15 protein-coding genes and 1 tRNA gene are annotated in these 14,736 nt (G+C 45.1%); 7 read left to right on the plus strand and 9 right to left on the minus strand.

The annotated features are described in order from the left end of the window. Window positions 1-82 precede the first annotated feature (82 nt). Window positions 83-574 (plus strand): alpha/beta hydrolase, encoded by a 492-nt coding sequence (locus tag CWI78_RS00290; RefSeq protein ID WP_126779137.1) that lies wholly within the window; start codon window positions 83-85, stop codon window positions 572-574. Between the two features lie 12 nt (window positions 575-586). Further along, window positions 587-991 (plus strand): HIT domain-containing protein, encoded by a 405-nt coding sequence (locus CWI78_RS00295; protein WP_126779139.1) that lies wholly within the window; start codon window positions 587-589, stop codon window positions 989-991. Here CWI78_RS00295 and CWI78_RS00300 read toward each other — a convergent pair. Beyond that, window positions 981-2,894 carry a methyl-accepting chemotaxis protein gene (locus tag CWI78_RS00300; protein WP_126779141.1) on the minus strand — a complete coding sequence of 638 codons (1,914 nt, stop codon included), beginning with the start codon at window positions 2,892-2,894 and terminating at the stop codon, window positions 981-983. The genes CWI78_RS00295 and CWI78_RS00300 overlap by 11 nt on opposite strands. A 122-nt stretch (window positions 2,895-3,016) precedes the next feature. On the opposite strand from CWI78_RS00300, the gene CWI78_RS00305 reads away from it, so the two are divergent. Then, window positions 3,017-4,072: a Fic family protein gene (locus CWI78_RS00305; protein WP_126779143.1), complete on the plus strand. Its 1,056-nt coding sequence runs from the start codon at window positions 3,017-3,019 to the stop codon at window positions 4,070-4,072. Window positions 4,073-4,097: 25 nt separating this feature from the next. Here the strand turns inward: CWI78_RS00305 and CWI78_RS00310 are convergent. Next, window positions 4,098-4,174, minus strand: a tRNA-Pro gene (locus tag CWI78_RS00310). Window positions 4,175-4,260: 86 nt separating this feature from the next. Further along, entirely contained in the window at window positions 4,261-5,895 is a 1,635-nt protein-coding gene (locus CWI78_RS00315) for a DUF3413 domain-containing protein (RefSeq protein WP_126779145.1), read from the minus strand. A gap of 67 nt (window positions 5,896-5,962) precedes the next feature. Between CWI78_RS00315 and yejK the strand changes: the two genes are divergently transcribed. Beyond that, window positions 5,963-7,006, plus strand: a complete 1,044-nt coding sequence (yejK, locus tag CWI78_RS00320) for a nucleoid-associated protein YejK (RefSeq protein ID WP_126779147.1) — start codon at window positions 5,963-5,965, stop codon at window positions 7,004-7,006. A gap of 77 nt (window positions 7,007-7,083) precedes the next feature. Here the strand turns inward: yejK and cspD are convergent, their stop codons facing one another. Beyond that, on the minus strand, window positions 7,084-7,299 hold the full coding sequence (gene cspD / locus CWI78_RS00325; RefSeq protein ID WP_011233928.1) for a cold shock domain-containing protein CspD: 216 nt from the start codon (window positions 7,297-7,299) through the stop codon (window positions 7,084-7,086). A gap of 213 nt (window positions 7,300-7,512) precedes the next feature. Here cspD and clpS point away from each other — a divergent pair, with 213 nt between their 5' ends. Both clpS and clpA read left to right on the plus strand, forming a co-directional pair. Then, window positions 7,513-7,821 carry an ATP-dependent Clp protease adapter ClpS gene (gene clpS / locus CWI78_RS00330; protein ID WP_011233927.1) on the plus strand — a complete coding sequence of 103 codons (309 nt, stop codon included), beginning with the start codon at window positions 7,513-7,515 and terminating at the stop codon, window positions 7,819-7,821. Between the two features lie 27 nt (window positions 7,822-7,848). Next, a complete protein-coding gene (clpA, locus tag CWI78_RS00335; RefSeq protein WP_126779149.1) occupies window positions 7,849-10,119 on the plus strand; it encodes an ATP-dependent Clp protease ATP-binding subunit ClpA in 2,271 nt (756 codons plus the stop codon). Between the two features lie 67 nt (window positions 10,120-10,186). On the opposite strand, the gene infA is transcribed toward clpA, so the two are convergent. From infA to ald, 5 genes are all read right to left on the minus strand, one after another. Next, window positions 10,187-10,405, minus strand: coding sequence for a translation initiation factor IF-1 (gene infA, locus CWI78_RS00340; protein ID WP_008489926.1), 219 nt, complete (start codon window positions 10,403-10,405; stop codon window positions 10,187-10,189). Window positions 10,406-10,414: 9 nt separating this feature from the next. Next, window positions 10,415-11,143 carry an arginyltransferase gene (locus tag CWI78_RS00345; RefSeq protein ID WP_126779151.1) on the minus strand — a complete coding sequence of 243 codons (729 nt, stop codon included), beginning with the start codon at window positions 11,141-11,143 and terminating at the stop codon, window positions 10,415-10,417. Continuing rightward, complete coding sequence (aat, locus tag CWI78_RS00350) at window positions 11,143-11,853, minus strand: leucyl/phenylalanyl-tRNA--protein transferase (RefSeq protein ID WP_126779153.1); 711 nt, start codon at window positions 11,851-11,853, stop codon at window positions 11,143-11,145. Before aat ends, CWI78_RS00345 begins: the two co-directional genes overlap by 1 nt. Window positions 11,854-11,862: 9 nt before the next feature. After that, the gene (gene trxB / locus CWI78_RS00355; RefSeq protein WP_126779155.1) at window positions 11,863-12,822 is read right to left on the minus strand and encodes a thioredoxin-disulfide reductase; all 960 of its coding nucleotides are present in this window, start codon (window positions 12,820-12,822) and stop codon (window positions 11,863-11,865) included. A 146-nt stretch (window positions 12,823-12,968) separates the two neighbouring features. After that, the gene (ald, locus tag CWI78_RS00360; protein ID WP_126779157.1) at window positions 12,969-14,096 is read right to left on the minus strand and encodes an alanine dehydrogenase; all 1,128 of its coding nucleotides are present in this window, start codon (window positions 14,094-14,096) and stop codon (window positions 12,969-12,971) included. Between the two features lie 142 nt (window positions 14,097-14,238). On the opposite strand from ald, the gene CWI78_RS00365 reads away from it, so the two are divergent. Then, on the plus strand, window positions 14,239-14,730 hold the full coding sequence (locus CWI78_RS00365; RefSeq protein ID WP_126779159.1) for an Lrp/AsnC ligand binding domain-containing protein: 492 nt from the start codon (window positions 14,239-14,241) through the stop codon (window positions 14,728-14,730). Window positions 14,731-14,736 lie beyond the last annotated feature (6 nt).

Here is a 14,736-nt window from a genome sequence, read left to right on the forward strand (position 1 = left end):
CATGGTATTCGTTAACATTGTTACCTAATGATTAACATTTATACTCAATCTATCTAAGCAACGAACGATAGGCAATTGTTAAATGCAGGTTGTTTTTAATCACGGCAAAGAAAGTGGCCCCTGGGGTATAAAGATCAAGGTGTTAGCAAAAACGGCTAAAAATGTCGGCATGGGGGTTAACAGTATTGATTATCAAGGAATGGATGACCCTGATATTCGTGTAAAAAAGCTATTGGAGTACATTGAGCGACTATCAGAACCTTTTGTGCTGGTCGGTTCCAGTATGGGAGGGTATGTCGCTACAGTAGCTGCTGAGAAAGATAGCTGCAAAGGCTTGTTCTTAATGGCACCTGCGTTCTACTTGGGTGGCCAGGCTGACTTTGACCAGATAACGCCGAAGTGCAAAATAAACATCGTCCATGGGTGGAAAGATACTATCGTGCCGGTTGAAAACAGTTGGCGTTATGCAAAAAGGACGCATGCGCAGCTAAATGTGGTAAACGATGATCACCGTTTAGTTGACAGTCTGAACCAAACTAACGCACTGTTTAAAGAGTTTCTTCAAACACTTTAAGGATAGGTTGTTATGGAATTCACATTAGCTTCAGAATTAGCCAGAGACAGTTATCATTTAGCCGACTGGCCGTTATGCGAAGTCAGAGTCATGAATGACAGGCAGTTTCCCTGGTTCTTGTTGGTTCCGAAAGTGGCTGATGTACGCGAAATAATCGACCTCACTGAAGACGACCAACTGCAGTTATTAAGAGAAAGCCGTTTTTTATGCCACTGGCTAAAAGCGGAATATCAGCCAGATAAACTCAACGTTGCTGCGCTGGGGAATCAAGTGCCGCAATTGCATGTGCATCACCTTGCACGCTTTCAAACAGATGTCGCCTGGCCAGCCCCGGTTTGGGGAAAGCAGCCTATGCATCCTCTTGAAGAGGGAGAAGTGGCCAGGCTACAGTCTCTGTTTGCAGATATTACGTTTTAAATTGCTCAAGTTGGCTGCGTAGGCTGTCTGCAAGTGAAGACATTTGATCGCATTCGTTATGACTGCTTTTAACCGCCGTTGAAACCTGAGTAGAGAAGTCTGCGATAGCTTGAATGTTTTTAGCGACATCCTGACTAACAGAAGCTTGTTCTTCAGTTGCTGTAGCAATCTGAGTGCTCATGTCAGCGGTATCCTGAATTAAAACAACAAGGTCATTGAGTTTTTCATTCGCAGAACGAATACGCTCACTGGTATTTTCTGCTTGAGTGCGATTGGTTTCCATTGCTGATACAGCAGCTTTTGAACCTTGTTGTAAGCGTGAAATTTTCTGCCGAATTTCTTCTGTCGACTTGCTGGTGCGCTGAGATAGTGTACGTACTTCATCGGCAACGACAGCGAAACCTCGTCCGGCTTCACCCGCGCGGGCAGATTCTATTGCGGCGTTTAGCGCCAATAAATTGGTTTGTTCGGAAATGCCCTCTATGGTGTCAATGACAGTCACGATACTGGCGACTTCGTCAGCCAATTCCTCCACAGAACGAGCCGCTGTCTGCATCGAACCGGATAACTCTTCCATCGTAGCGACCGCTTGTTGCAACTGTTGCTGATTCTGAGAGGTGGTCTCACGCGAGTCACTGGCATGACTTGCCGTCTGATTCGCATTTTCAGCGATCTCTCTGACCGTTGTTTCCATCTCATTCATGGCAACGGCGACTTGATCGGTTTTGTTTTCCTGCTCGGCCGATAGGTTATCAATTTGCAGCATGGATTTATCGATACCTTGCACTTTCTCGTTGACTTCGTAAGCGGTATTTCGAACATGCGTTATGATGCTGCCTAAATTGGCTACGAATGCGTTAAAGCCTTTTGCTAAATCGCCAACTTCGTCATTGCTCTCGATATCGAGCCGTTGGGTTAAGTCACCTCCCTCGTTTGACATTCTATTGAGGTTATTAGCAACGTACTTGATTGGCCGGACGATACGGCGTGCATAAAACCAACTGGCGATAACGAAACCTAAACCAATGATAAAGCTGATGATGACTATTGCGGTCACTGTCTGATTCAAGCCTGAATACAACTCTGCTTCCGGTAGCTCAATCACGATTCGCCAATCACTATTTGGAAGGTAGGTACTGGCAACGATTAAATCTTCCCCGCTTTGGCTGGTGTAATCAATTTCAACTTCACTGTTGTTCAGGAGCTTACTCGCAACCTCGCTGCCAACTTCTGTTGATAATTGGCGAAAGTCAGATAGGCGCGGGTGGATTTGGATACGGCCCTCTGCATCAACGAGATAGGCCACGCCGCTTTCTCCGACATTAAAATCAGCAATCGCATTCTGCAATGCCTCCAGGCTTTGTCCTATACCGCCGACCCCAAGCGTGCGACCGTTATCGCTAATACGGACGTTGACAAATACGGTCGGTGTACCGGATTGCTCATCAACGTCAAAATTCAGCTCTTGATCAATATTACTTTTTGCAAAGTCGAAAAACCAATCATCTCTTTTTTCATCGGGAGAAACGGTTTTAAAGAAACCATCAGCCGTATAGTAATTGTTACTTTCTGCACTAACGGTAAATGCAGCAGCGGCATTTCTCTGTTTATAGATACGGTTAAGATAGCGAGTGATCTCACTTTGGACGGAGGCAGATTCGTCACTTTTGAGAGCGTCAATTAAGTACTGGTTATTGGCGAGCTCTTGCGAAACTAACATAGGTGTCGCTATAAGTTGACCGACTTCCCCGCGAATTTCACCCAAGGTAGCAGGCAACTCTTGCTTGGTTACGCGCTCTTCTATTAAAGAACGCATCATAAAAGTTGATACACCCATGGCTATGGCAAGTAATGTCGTTAATGCGATAGCCATACTCAGAGTTAGTTTGTTTTGTAAATTCATGGCAGCCTCAAATAGTTACCCGAGCGCTTATATATACGTTAAGCTGATAAATGTTGTATCGGCTAAAAGCCTACAAATATTAGAACAAATAACGGAGAGTAACCACGAGGTTACTGATAAACATGGCAGCACCTGATTACTTGATTACCAGTCGATGCGTTAATTTAGTGGCGCAAATTAGTACCGACTTCGGACGTTGGTTGGCGTTTTTAGAATCTGATAGCAACGATCTAGCAGACTTTAAAGAACAGCAGATGCCGCTAAAGGTTCTTGCATCGGTCGGTTTTGAGGAACAGCCGAAGCAACTACAAAAAATTCGTTTAGAAGATGCCTATAAAAAGCTAATGGAATGGCGATTTGACTCGGAAAATGATTTAAAGAATGCCCACCAGTTAATATGTGCAGCGGTAACACCAAGTGCGGGAAGTTATAGAGCGACTGGGATGGGAGTCTATCGAAATAACAAACTTGTTCATATGACAGCACCAGCAGGTCAAGCTGGGAAATCAGTCAGGGCATTACTTACTTGGTTAGAGCAAAGCGACGAACACCCTTTACTAAAAGCCGCCATTTTTCTTCAGCAGTTTGAGTTTATCCAACCGTTCTCTGTTGCAAACGGTTGTGTAGGCCGACTTTGGTTTAGCCTTATTTTAGCAGAATGGCATCCGGCTATCGCCTGGTTAAGTTTTGAAGAAGCTTTTAAGGTCAATAAAGATGAGTATCTTGATTGCTTAAGACGTTCAATCAGCGACAACGACAGAGTGCCGCTGGTGGAGTTTATTCTACAGTGTCTGCAATTGACTATTTCGCGAACACTGGAAGATGAAAAGGGCAAAGCCAGACCGTATGGAGAAGAAACTTACTCTGCTACTTTAATCAATGAGCCGCCGGGCGGTTCGGATAAAAGTTCGCTGTTTGGTTCGGTTAACGGTTCGGATAAAACCGGGTATTCTGGTGTCAGCACGAGAAACATGGTTCTGAGGCTATTAAATGAACAACCTGAGTGGAGCGCAGCCAGAGTCGCCGAAGTACTGAATATTTCATCGCGGGCGGTAGAAAAGCACATTTCAAAATTGAAGGAGAAAGGTCTGCTAATTCGAAAAGGCTCTGCCAGAGGAGGTTACTGGAGAGTAACAAGTGAAATAGAAGAGCAGCTTAGCTTGCCAGAGTGGCGTTAGAGAAAACGTTGAGGTTAAGAAGAATTGGTCGGCGTGAGAGGATTTGAACCTCCGACCCCTGACACCCCATGACAGTGCGCTACCAAGCTGCGCCACACGCCGACCGAGGACTGCTATGTTACTGGATTAGCCCGAATTAGCAAGCAGGAACACGCTTTAAGACGCTTAACTGCTGCTATTTTCAACAATTACTCGTTTCCTTCAGTGCTACTGAAGCGTTTTAAATCTTTCAGTGCATCAATAAGCACGGGAACAGGCGGCTCTGCTTGTTTCTTTAATTCAAAATCTGCACTGCTGTACACACTAAACTGACCGCTATTGTCTAAGATGGTAATCTCTTTTTCGTCGTAAATGACAATGTATGGGCTGTAAGTTTCAACCAGCGGCCAGCGACGTTTAAGCGTCTGCAAATTCTCGCCATTGGTATAGTTCTTATGAGACCCTGCGCAAGAGATTCGGCTTTGAAGCATGGTCGGGACGATATCCATGAGCCCGGCAATCGGTTGATCTGCTAGTTGATACTCTCGTTGCCAAAGCGGGACTTGCATGTTTTCCAGAGCAAACTGCTTATTTCCTAATAACTCATCACTTTGTGCCGGAGATAAGGAGGTCAGCAATAGTTGATGCTGTGCGGTTTGTTCAAGCACCTTATTTAAAGCCGAAATGTCATTTTCAGTGATTAGAACAATATTAATTTGGTTTTGGCTGCTGCCACTAAATTCAGTTAGATTCTGGCTGTTCCAGTCACGACTAAATTGATTCAGGCTTAACTCATCTTCCCAGTTTTCACTGTGATACCAGCGCACATCAAAGTTAAAGTCATTAAGCGGTTTAAGATAGGCTGGTTTTAACTGCTGACGTTCAATAGACTCCTGATAAAAATCAGGAAGACCATAAAGAACTTGAAATAGCCCGCCATCACGGCTTGGGTGAGCCAACAGTTGAAGTTTGGTTCTCTCAAGTTGGTGCTCACTGGCTAATGCTTTCAATTCTCGTTGAATTGTTGTGCTGACACGGTCAAATAAAATAAGCGTAGTCGATGGCTGTGAGTCTGTTTTTGAACACAATAAAGGTTGCTGCGGATACTTAAGTTTTATCTGGTCGGTAGCCATGAGCATCTGCTGCCTTGCCTGGTAGCTTTCAACGTCAATCACCCCATGCTTTGCCATTAATGTTTTGGCTGTTGTGGGGTAGGACACAGGAAACATGTCGTCTTGCTGTGTAATTGGATCATACAGTACAGCATCAGCCCAAACGTGAAGACTGTGACTTACGAAAAAGCATAAAACGAAAATGCTGGTAGCGGGCGCTCCGATTTTTCGATGTTGTAAGTCTTCAAGGCGTTTCCAGGCTAAGTTTGCAAGGACCAGTTGTACCCCAACGATTAATAGAAAGCCTAGCAGAATGGCAGAAACGATGACGAAACTGGCACCGGTGAACACAGCTTCCGCATCACGGGTCATTTGAGCCAAAGAATAGGTGTTTAAGTGATACCCGTACTGACGGAAAAACAGGGCATCTGCGATAAGCGCTATAAGACCAAAAGAGGTTATTAGGGCGGCAAATCCCCTAAGTATTTTGGAGTAAGGCACAACCAGACAGAATGGGAAGATTAAAATAATAAAGAACACAAAAGGCAGAAACGCGAAATGACCAATCCAACTGATTAGCATGTAAATATTGCCAATAGCTGTTGGTGGCTTAGGGGCTGCCTCAATATATAAAAGACCAATAAACAAGCAAAGGATGATATTGGCAAAGGTAAACCAATGTCCCCAGCTTATTAATCGGGCAATTTTATCTCTACGTTGGTACTTTCCCATCGTCCGTCAGTCCCGTGTTACAATGTCGATATAGTAACACAGCAAAACAGCAAGGATAGTCCCCGTTATGCAATTGCGGATAGAAGAAAGCATTATTCACCAGTTTTATCAGAATGACGGGCAGGTCGGTCTGCGACTGGCTCCCTCAGCGTTAACCGAAGATGATCAGTTGCATGACTTGTTAGTCGAACTGACAGACGTTTATACCAGTAAACCTGCGAAAGGTTACGCCAGTTTCCTTAAAGATGATGAAGAGGGTGACCCAAGCCCGTTTCCGGAACAATTGAGCTCCTGGTATGATGGACAGCTGGAGTTTGTGGAGTTTAGTCAGCAATCAGCGAAGTTACTACTGGAAGAACTGCAGAACTACAATCTATTAGAAGCCGGTTTTTTGCTCGTAACGCGCTATCAGCATATCAGTACCGAGTACCTGCTGGTGTGTTTTCTACCGGTAAAAGAAGGCGTGACAATAAACCCTGACCTGGCGGTTGATCGTTCTTCCCAATTGGATATTACCAAAGTTCAGCTAGCGGCTCGTATCGACTTAACTGAATGGAAAACATCGCCAGAAAGCGAAAGATACATCTCTTTTATAAAGGGACGTGCTGGACGCAAAGTATCAGATTTCTTTCTTGATTTTCTGGGGTGTACTGAGCGCTTAAATTCAAAGGCTCATACTCAACAGCTGGTTGACTCGGTTCAGGAGTATGCAAAGCAATCGGAATTGGAAAATGAACAAAGGCAAGCCTTAAATAAAGCAGCCTATGACTATTGTGATGATCAGTGGAAGCAGGGCGATACAGTTAAAATTAAAGATCTTTCGGAACAGTTTGCGGAACAATACCCAGTAGAAAAAAGCTTTGAAAGTTTCTCTAAAGATTTTGCGGAACAGAACTCACGTGAGCTGGTTGATGATTTTCCGGCAGATAAATCAACGTTACGTAAGTTAGTTAAGTTTCAGGGGCAGGGTGGCGGCGTGAGTGTCGGTTTTGATCACACAGCGCTTGGTGAACGAGTACACTACGACCCGGCGACCGATACTCTGACAATTAACGGAACGCCACCAAATTTACGTGATCAATTACGGCGTTATTTTGGTATAGATAGTTAGTTGAAGTGATTAAGTGAATTAAAACGCCGGGCGAACCGGCGTTTTGAAAGCACTTAAATTGTTTGGTTGAGCCGGTATTATTTATCGGCAGCACCGGGAACAATGTTGTTGGCATGCAAACCTTTAGGGCCTTCTTCGAGTTCAAACTCCACAGGCTGCCCTGCTTTAAGTGTGCGATAGCCTTCCATCTCAATGGTTGAATAGTGGGCGAAAATATCACCCTCGCGGTCCTCGCTTTCGATAAAGCCGAAGCCCTTCGAATTATTGAACCATTTGACTTTTCCGGTAGCCATACTTCTACATCCTTCTTCTGCAACAGATAGTTTATTATTATTAGGTGCTTTGGCTTGAAAATTAGCCGATTTAGCACCATGTTTAACTCTAGGTGACGTGAGTGATTAGTCAAGCCCTAAAGTTCAAAAAATAATCTACATTGTTAATATTTTGGTTGTTTTTTTCCATTTTCGCGCAAATTTAAAACTATTATTATGGCAGGTTGTTAATAAATGAGTCAGTTTGACCACCAGCACCTTAGTGATACAGAGGAAAAGCAGGAGCTCAAGCCACCATCCATGTATAAAGTCATCATCAATAACGATGATTACACCCCCATGGATTTTGTGATTGAAGTGTTAATGAGATTTTTTAAAATGGATCAGGAGCGCGCCACGGACACCATGTTACAGGTGCATTATAAAGGGAAGGCCGTTTGCGGTGTTTATTCTGCGGAAATCGCCGAAACTAAAGTCGTACAGGTAAACCAATACGCTCGGGAGAATCAGCATCCATTGTTGTGTACCATGGAGCAAGAATAATCCGAGTTGGCTGGTAAGGAGTGGTCTATGTTGAATAAAGCCCTTGAATTAACGCTAAACGATGCGTTTCGGCTAGCGCGCGAACGTAATCATGAATTGATGACAGTTGAACATTTGTTGGTTGCATTGCTGGATAACCCAGATGCATCCGAAGCGCTTAGAGCTTGCGGGGCGAACTTTCAACAGTTGAAAGAAGAACTGCTGAGTTATATCGATCGCAGTACACCGTTATTTGGTCCGGACGAAGAAAATCCTGACACTCAGCCAACACTCGGTTTTCAGAGAGTGTTGCAGCGCGCAGTATTTCACGTTCAGTCATCGGGTAACGCCGAGGTGACTGGCGCGAATGTGCTGGTTGCCATTTTTAGTGAGCAAGAATCTCAAGCTGTTTATCTATTAAATAAAAACGATATCACTCGTCTGGATATCGTGAATTTCATTTCTCATGGCATTTCTCGCATTGACGATGATGAACCCCTTGACGAAGAAATGGCGGAAGAAGAGACAATAAAAGGTGGTGAAGAGCAACAAAGCTATCTGCAGCGCTTTTGTGCCAACCTTAATGTACAGGCGAAAGAAGGCAAGATCGATCCGTTAATAGGACGTGATTTTGAGCTGGAGCGCTGCGCCCAAATTCTTTGCCGTCGTCGTAAAAATAACCCGCTGTTAGTCGGGGAAGCAGGTGTGGGCAAAACAGCCATTGCTGAAGGCTTAGCTTATCGAATTGTTAAAGGTGAAGTTCCCGAAATTTTAGCCGACGCGACCATCTATTCACTGGACATGGGTGACCTGCTGGCGGGCACAAAATACCGGGGCGACTTCGAGAAACGCTTTAAAATGCTTTTGAAAGAGCTCCAGGAAAAAGAGCACGCGATTCTCTTTATTGATGAAATTCATACCATTATCGGTGCCGGCGCTGCTAGTGGTGGCGTTTTAGATGCCTCTAACTTAATAAAACCTTTGCTTTCAAGTGGTCAGTTAAAATGCATTGGCTCAACCACTTATAATGAATTTAAAAATGTCTTTGAGAAAGACAGAGCACTGGTTCGTCGTTTTCAGAAAGTGGACGTGGTTGAACCTTCCGTAGAAGACACTACGAAAATATTAATGGGCCTTAAAGAGCGATACGAGAGTCATCATGGTATCCGCTACACGCAGCCGGCTATTAAAGCTGCGGCAGAGCTCTCTGCTAAATACATTAATGAACGACACTTACCGGATAAGGCTATTGATGTAATGGATGAAGCTGGTGCCTCTCAACGTCTGCTGCCACCGTCAAAGCGCCGTAAGACGGTTGGTGTGTCGGATATCGAGACTATTATCGCTAAAATAGCCCGTATTCCTGAACAGTCGGTTTCACAGTCTGATCAAGACTTACTGAAGCAGCTTGATCGAAACCTGAAAATGGTGGTGTTTGGTCAGGATGAGGCGATTGATAAACTCACTGCGGCAATTCGCTTGTCGCGTTCAGGTCTGGCCAATGAAAATCAGCCAATTGGTTCATTCATTTTTGCCGGACCAACAGGTGTGGGTAAAACAGAGGTAACGCAGCAGTTGGCGAAAGCCATGGGCATTGAGCTGGTACGCTTCGATATGTCGGAGTACATGGAGCGTCATGCTGTTAGCCGTTTAATTGGTGCACCTCCAGGGTATGTTGGCTATGAGCAGGGCGGTTTATTAACCGACGCTGTTATTAAACAACCGCACTGTGTGCTGCTGTTGGATGAGCTTGAGAAGGCCCACAGCGATGTCTTTAACATTCTGCTGCAAGTGATGGATAATGGAACGTTAACGGATAACAACGGCCGTAAAGCGGACTTTCGTAACGTGATTATTGTTATGACAACGAATGCGGGTGTACGCGAAACCGTACGTAAATCCATTGGCTTTAAGCAGCAGGATCACAGCTTCGATGCGCTGGCAGAAATTAATAACATTTTCACGCCGGAGTTCCGTAATCGCCTGGATGGCATTGTGTGGTTCAACCACCTGACACCAGAAGTGCTGGAGCAAGTCGTTGATAAATTTGTCTGCGAGTTACAGGCTCAGTTGGATAAGAAAGGCGTATCGCTTGAGGTTGACCCATCGGCTCATTCCTGGATAGCCACAAAAGGCTATGACAAAGAAATGGGGGCTCGTCCAATGAGTCGTGTTATTCAGGAGCATCTGAAGAAAACTTTAGCGAACGAGATTTTATTTGGAAAGTTAGCCCGTGGTGGCAGCGTAAAAGTTAGCGCTGATGATAACGACGGATTACGATTTGACTACGACAGTAAGAACGAAACCGTTGAAGGTTAGACCTTTGCCAGAAATGAAAAAACCGGCCTGATTAATCAGGCCGGTTTTTTTTAATCCTCAGTGCGGATTAACGTGCGCGGAAGACGATGCGGCCTTTTGTCAGGTCGTAAGGAGTTAACTGCACAGTCACGGTATCGCCGGTCAGGATGCGGATATAGTGCTTACGCATTTTTCCTGAAATGTGAGCCGTAACCACATGACCATTTTCCAGTTCTACTCGGAACATAGTGTTAGGAAGGGTGTCAAGAACCGTTCCCTGCATCTCAATACTGTCTTCTTTCGCCATTAAAATCCTCTAATATTTGTTTTGAGCTTTAAGTGTGTGCGATTTTAGCTCTTTTTTCCAATGATTGCCAACCAGTCGTTCATATGGCGCAAAACGAGTCTTATAATTCATCTTTTTGCAGTCGTCAATTTGATACCCTAGGTAGAGTCTTGCGATGTGTCGCTCTTGGGCAAGCCGAATCATTTCTAATATAGCGTAAGTCCCTGGTGAGCGCTTTTCATGATCGGGATGAAAAAAGGTGTAAACTGCTGACATAGCGTCGGCTGTGCGGTCAACAACAGAAACTATTATCAGTTTATTGCTCGGATCGCGCCACTCCAGTATGTCGGGTGTTAACCAGTCACAGGACACCCAGCTCCAGAATTTATCCGGGTCGGGTGGGTACATTTCCCCGTCAGCGTGCCGCTTTTCAATAAAATGTGAAAAAAGTTCACTGTACTCAGCTTCTGGTTTTTCTTTAATGCTTAGCCGTAAGTCATCATTCTTCTTTAAGAGTCTTTTTTGATTTTTACTAAAATGAAATTCAGGTATCACTACACGCAATGATTGACAGGCACTGCAAAGACGGCAGTGTGGGCGGTAAACGTCATTATGACTACGGCGAAAACCGTATTGCATTAATTGCTGATACGCGTCTGCGTTAAAGGGTTCCAACTGATTGGGCAAGGCGACTACAAGTCGTTCCTCTTGTTCAGTTAAATAGTGGCACGGGCTCTCTTTCGTCACGCCAAATTGCACTACAATTCTCCAGAGTTAGGAATCTCGCGAGCCTGCCAAAAAGTATCTGGCATCGGTTGTTGCTGTGCAATATTGAGTTTCATTAAAAAACGCTCCCTATGCAAATTCGCAGCACCCAAAGAAAATAAGTGAGGGTTACCTACCTGACAATCGATTAACTGTCCACCTTGTTCATTAAAGTGTTGAGCAAAACGCAGTAACGCAATTTTAGAGGCATCGGTTTTGTAATGAAACATGCTTTCTCCACAAAATGCGCGACCCACAGAAATGCCGTATAAACCACCAGCGAGCTCGTTGTCGAACCAGACTTCGACTGAGTGTGCATGACCGAGCTTATGCAGTTTACAGTAAGCCTCGATCATCTCTTCTGTGATCCAGGTACCCTCATTGTCAGAGCGCTGATCGGCACAGGCGCGAACCACATCAACAAAACAGCGGTTGATAGTGATTTGCCAGTTTGATTTGCGATTTGTCTTGGCAAGTGAGCGGCTAATGTGGATTTTATCAGGCAAGAAAACGGCTCTGGGATTGGGTGACCACCAAAGAATGGGGTCGTTATCAGAAAACCAGGGAAATATACCTTGTTGGTAAGCGTGTATCAGTCGACCCGGCGATAGATCACCACCTACAGCGAGTAACCCGTTTGGTTCATGCAAGGCTGTCGCTGTGGGGGGGAAACTGATCGATGCCGGATCAAGCTGAACAATCACGTTAAAAGACTAAGACTTAGTCAGTGCGTCTAGATAACGCTCGGCATCTAATGCAGCCATGCAACCCGTACCGGCAGAAGTCACAGCTTGACGGTAAACGTGATCCATAACATCGCCTGCTGCGAAAACACCCGGCACACTGGTTGCCGTCGCATTTCCCTGAAGTCCGCTCTGAACTTGAATATAACCATCCTGCATTTCCAGTTCACCGTCAAAAATACCGGTGTTTGGTTGGTGTCCAATGGCAATAAAGCAGCCTGCTACTTCTAGCTCTTCTGTACTGCCGTCTTGCGTGTCTTTAATGCGAACACCCGTAACACCGGCATCGTCACCTAACACTTCATCCAGGGTTTTGTTCAGATGGAAAGTGATATTACCGTTCTGCTCTTTTTCATTCAGACGGTCGACCAGAATTTTCTCAGCACGGAACGTGTCACGACGGTGGATAACATGCACTTCGCTGGCAATGTTTGACAGGTACAGTGCTTCTTCAACCGCCGTATTGCCGCCGCCAACAACACAGACTTTCTGCTTTTTATAGAAAAAGCCGTCACAGGTTGCGCAAGCTGAAACACCTTTACCCATAAAGGCTTCTTCCGAATCTAAACCTAAGTATTTAGCCGAAGCACCCGTGCTGATAATGACGGAGTCTGCGGTGTACTCGCCCACATCGCCTTTTAAGCGGAAAGGGCGCTTGGAAAAGTCAACGCTGCTGATGTGATCAAACACAATCTCTGTATCGAAACGTTCCGCGTGCTTCTGCATGCGAACCATAAGGTCGGGACCGGTTAAACCTTCGGCATCTCCGGGCCAGTTTTCAACATCGGTTGTGGTGGTTAACTGACCACCTTGTTGCATGCCCGTTACCATAACCGGATTTAAGTTGGCGCGTGCAGCATAAACGGCAGCCGTGTAACCAGCAGGACCTGATCCCAGAATAAGTAACTTGCAGTGTTTGGCTTCAGCCATTAGGAAAACTCCATTAATTCGTTTTTGATTGTTCGTTCTCTAGCTATGGGGATTGATTGTAGGGTTTACAAGCTTGGCGAACAAGAACTGCCAATAAAAAAGCCCGCAAACTTTTGTTCACGGGCTTGTCCAAAAGAATCTGGCTATTATGCCTGAAGCGCTTCGCGTGGGTCCTGGTAATCCAGACCTAACTGCTGACCAAGGTCATCGTGAATGGCTTTATAGGTAATTTTACCTTTGTGCATATTCAGGCCGCGTAACAGATGCTCGTTTTCCAACATAGCTTTAACGCCTTTGTTTGCCAAAGCAATGCCGTAAGGCAGTGTTGCATTGTTCAGTGCAATAGTAGAGGTACGTGCTACACCGCCCGGCATGTTTGCCACACAGTAGTGAACCACATCATCAATAATGTAAACAGGGTCCTGATGTGTGGTTGCTTTTGATGTTTCAAAGCAGCCGCCCTGGTCAATCGCAACATCAACCAGTACTGAACCCGGCTTCATGTTGCTGATGTTTTCACGGGTCAGTAATTTAGGTGCCGCGGCGCCTGGAATAAGAACCGCGCCAACCACCAAATCGGCCTCACGAGAGTATTTGTCGATAGCATCAACGGTTGAGTAAACCGTTTGTACGCGACCGGCAAAGATATCATCCAATTCACGTAAACGAGGCAGAGAGCGATCTAAAATGGTGACTTCAGCACCCAGGCCAATAGCCATTTTTGCAGCGTTAGTACCCACAACACCACCGCCAATAATAAGTACTTTGCCCGGCGCTACGCCAGGAACGCCACCTAATAAAGTGCCGCTGCCACCATGTGCTTTTTCTAAATAGTGAGCGCCTGCCTGAATTGACATGCGCCCGGCAACTTCACTCATTGGTGCTAAAAGAGGCAAACCGTTTCGGTTGTCGGTGACCGTTTCGTAAGCAATAGCAGTACAACCAGCGTTACCTAATAACTCAGTTTGAGTTGGGTCTGGTGCTAAGTGAAGGAAGGTGTAAAGAATTTGTCCTTCACGAAGCATTTTGCATTCGTTTGGCTGAGGTTCTTTCACCTTAACAATCATGTCGGCACGCTGAAAAATCTCTTCTGGTGTATCAATAATGGTTGCGCCAGCTTCCATATATTGCTCATTAGTGAAGCCTATTGCGGCGCCACCATTATTTTCGATGATAACATCGTGGCCATTCTCCACGTATTCACGCACTGCTGCAGGGGTTAAGCCGATACGGTATTCGTGGTTTTTAATTTCTTTTGGTACACCAATTAGCATTGTCTGCCTCTTACAATTTTTCGTGTTTAAGGGGATTTATTTGGCGCAAATTATAGACGTAAACCATAGTGCATGACTTACTTTTTTTAAGTTATTTTTTGGTGTGATATACTGTTTTTAATTAATTATTTAGAGATTTATTATGTTTAATGCTGAGCAGCCAGCAGAAGTCACTATTGATAAAACAGACAGGAAGATCCTTCGGCTGTTACAAGACGATGGGCGCATGTCAAATGTCGAGCTAGCAAGGCGTGTAGGCCTAAGCCAGACGGCTTCTCTGGAGCGAGTACGCAAGCTGGAGCGGGAACAGGTCATTGAAAGTTACCATGCAAAGATTAATCCTGCTAAGTTAGGCGCTAATCTAATGGTTTTTGTTGAAATAACCCTAACAAGAACCTCAGCCGACGCTTTTGCTGAGTTTAGCGACGCCGCGCGAAAAACGGATGAAATTCTTGAGTGCCATTTAGTGGCCGGTGACTTTGATTTCCTAATAAAAGCTCGTGTCCCCGATATGCGGGCCTATCGAAAACTTCTTGGAGAAACCCTGTTAATGATGCCGGGTGTTGATGAATCACGAACTTATGTGGTTATGGAAGAAGTAAAACAAGAAAATAAAGTATTGGTAAAGGGGTAACATTAG

It is taken from the genome of Idiomarina ramblicola (genome assembly GCF_003987255.1).
Taxonomy (GTDB): Bacteria; Pseudomonadota; Gammaproteobacteria; order Enterobacterales; family Alteromonadaceae; genus Idiomarina; species Idiomarina ramblicola.

Coding starts and splice junctions, on each gene's coding strand:
- CWI78_RS00290 (WP_126779137.1), top strand. CDS start 83: ATGCAGGTTGTTTTTAATCACGGCAAAGAAAGTGGCCCCTGGGGTATA.
- CWI78_RS00295 (WP_126779139.1), top strand. CDS start 587: ATGGAATTCACATTAGCTTCAGAATTAGCCAGAGACAGTTATCATTTA.
- CWI78_RS00300 (WP_126779141.1), bottom strand. CDS start 2,894: ATGAATTTACAAAACAAACTAACTCTGAGTATGGCTATCGCATTAACG.
- CWI78_RS00305 (WP_126779143.1), top strand. CDS start 3,017: ATGGCAGCACCTGATTACTTGATTACCAGTCGATGCGTTAATTTAGTG.
- CWI78_RS00315 (WP_126779145.1), bottom strand. CDS start 5,895: ATGGGAAAGTACCAACGTAGAGATAAAATTGCCCGATTAATAAGCTGG.
- yejK (WP_126779147.1), top strand. CDS start 5,963: ATGCAATTGCGGATAGAAGAAAGCATTATTCACCAGTTTTATCAGAAT.
- cspD (WP_011233928.1), bottom strand. CDS start 7,299: ATGGCTACCGGAAAAGTCAAATGGTTCAATAATTCGAAGGGCTTCGGC.
- clpS (WP_011233927.1), top strand. CDS start 7,513: ATGAGTCAGTTTGACCACCAGCACCTTAGTGATACAGAGGAAAAGCAG.
- clpA (WP_126779149.1), top strand. CDS start 7,849: ATGTTGAATAAAGCCCTTGAATTAACGCTAAACGATGCGTTTCGGCTA.
- infA (WP_008489926.1), bottom strand. CDS start 10,405: ATGGCGAAAGAAGACAGTATTGAGATGCAGGGAACGGTTCTTGACACC.
- trxB (WP_126779155.1), bottom strand. CDS start 12,822: ATGGCTGAAGCCAAACACTGCAAGTTACTTATTCTGGGATCAGGTCCT.
- ald (WP_126779157.1), bottom strand. CDS start 14,096: ATGCTAATTGGTGTACCAAAAGAAATTAAAAACCACGAATACCGTATC.
- CWI78_RS00365 (WP_126779159.1), top strand. CDS start 14,239: ATGTTTAATGCTGAGCAGCCAGCAGAAGTCACTATTGATAAAACAGAC.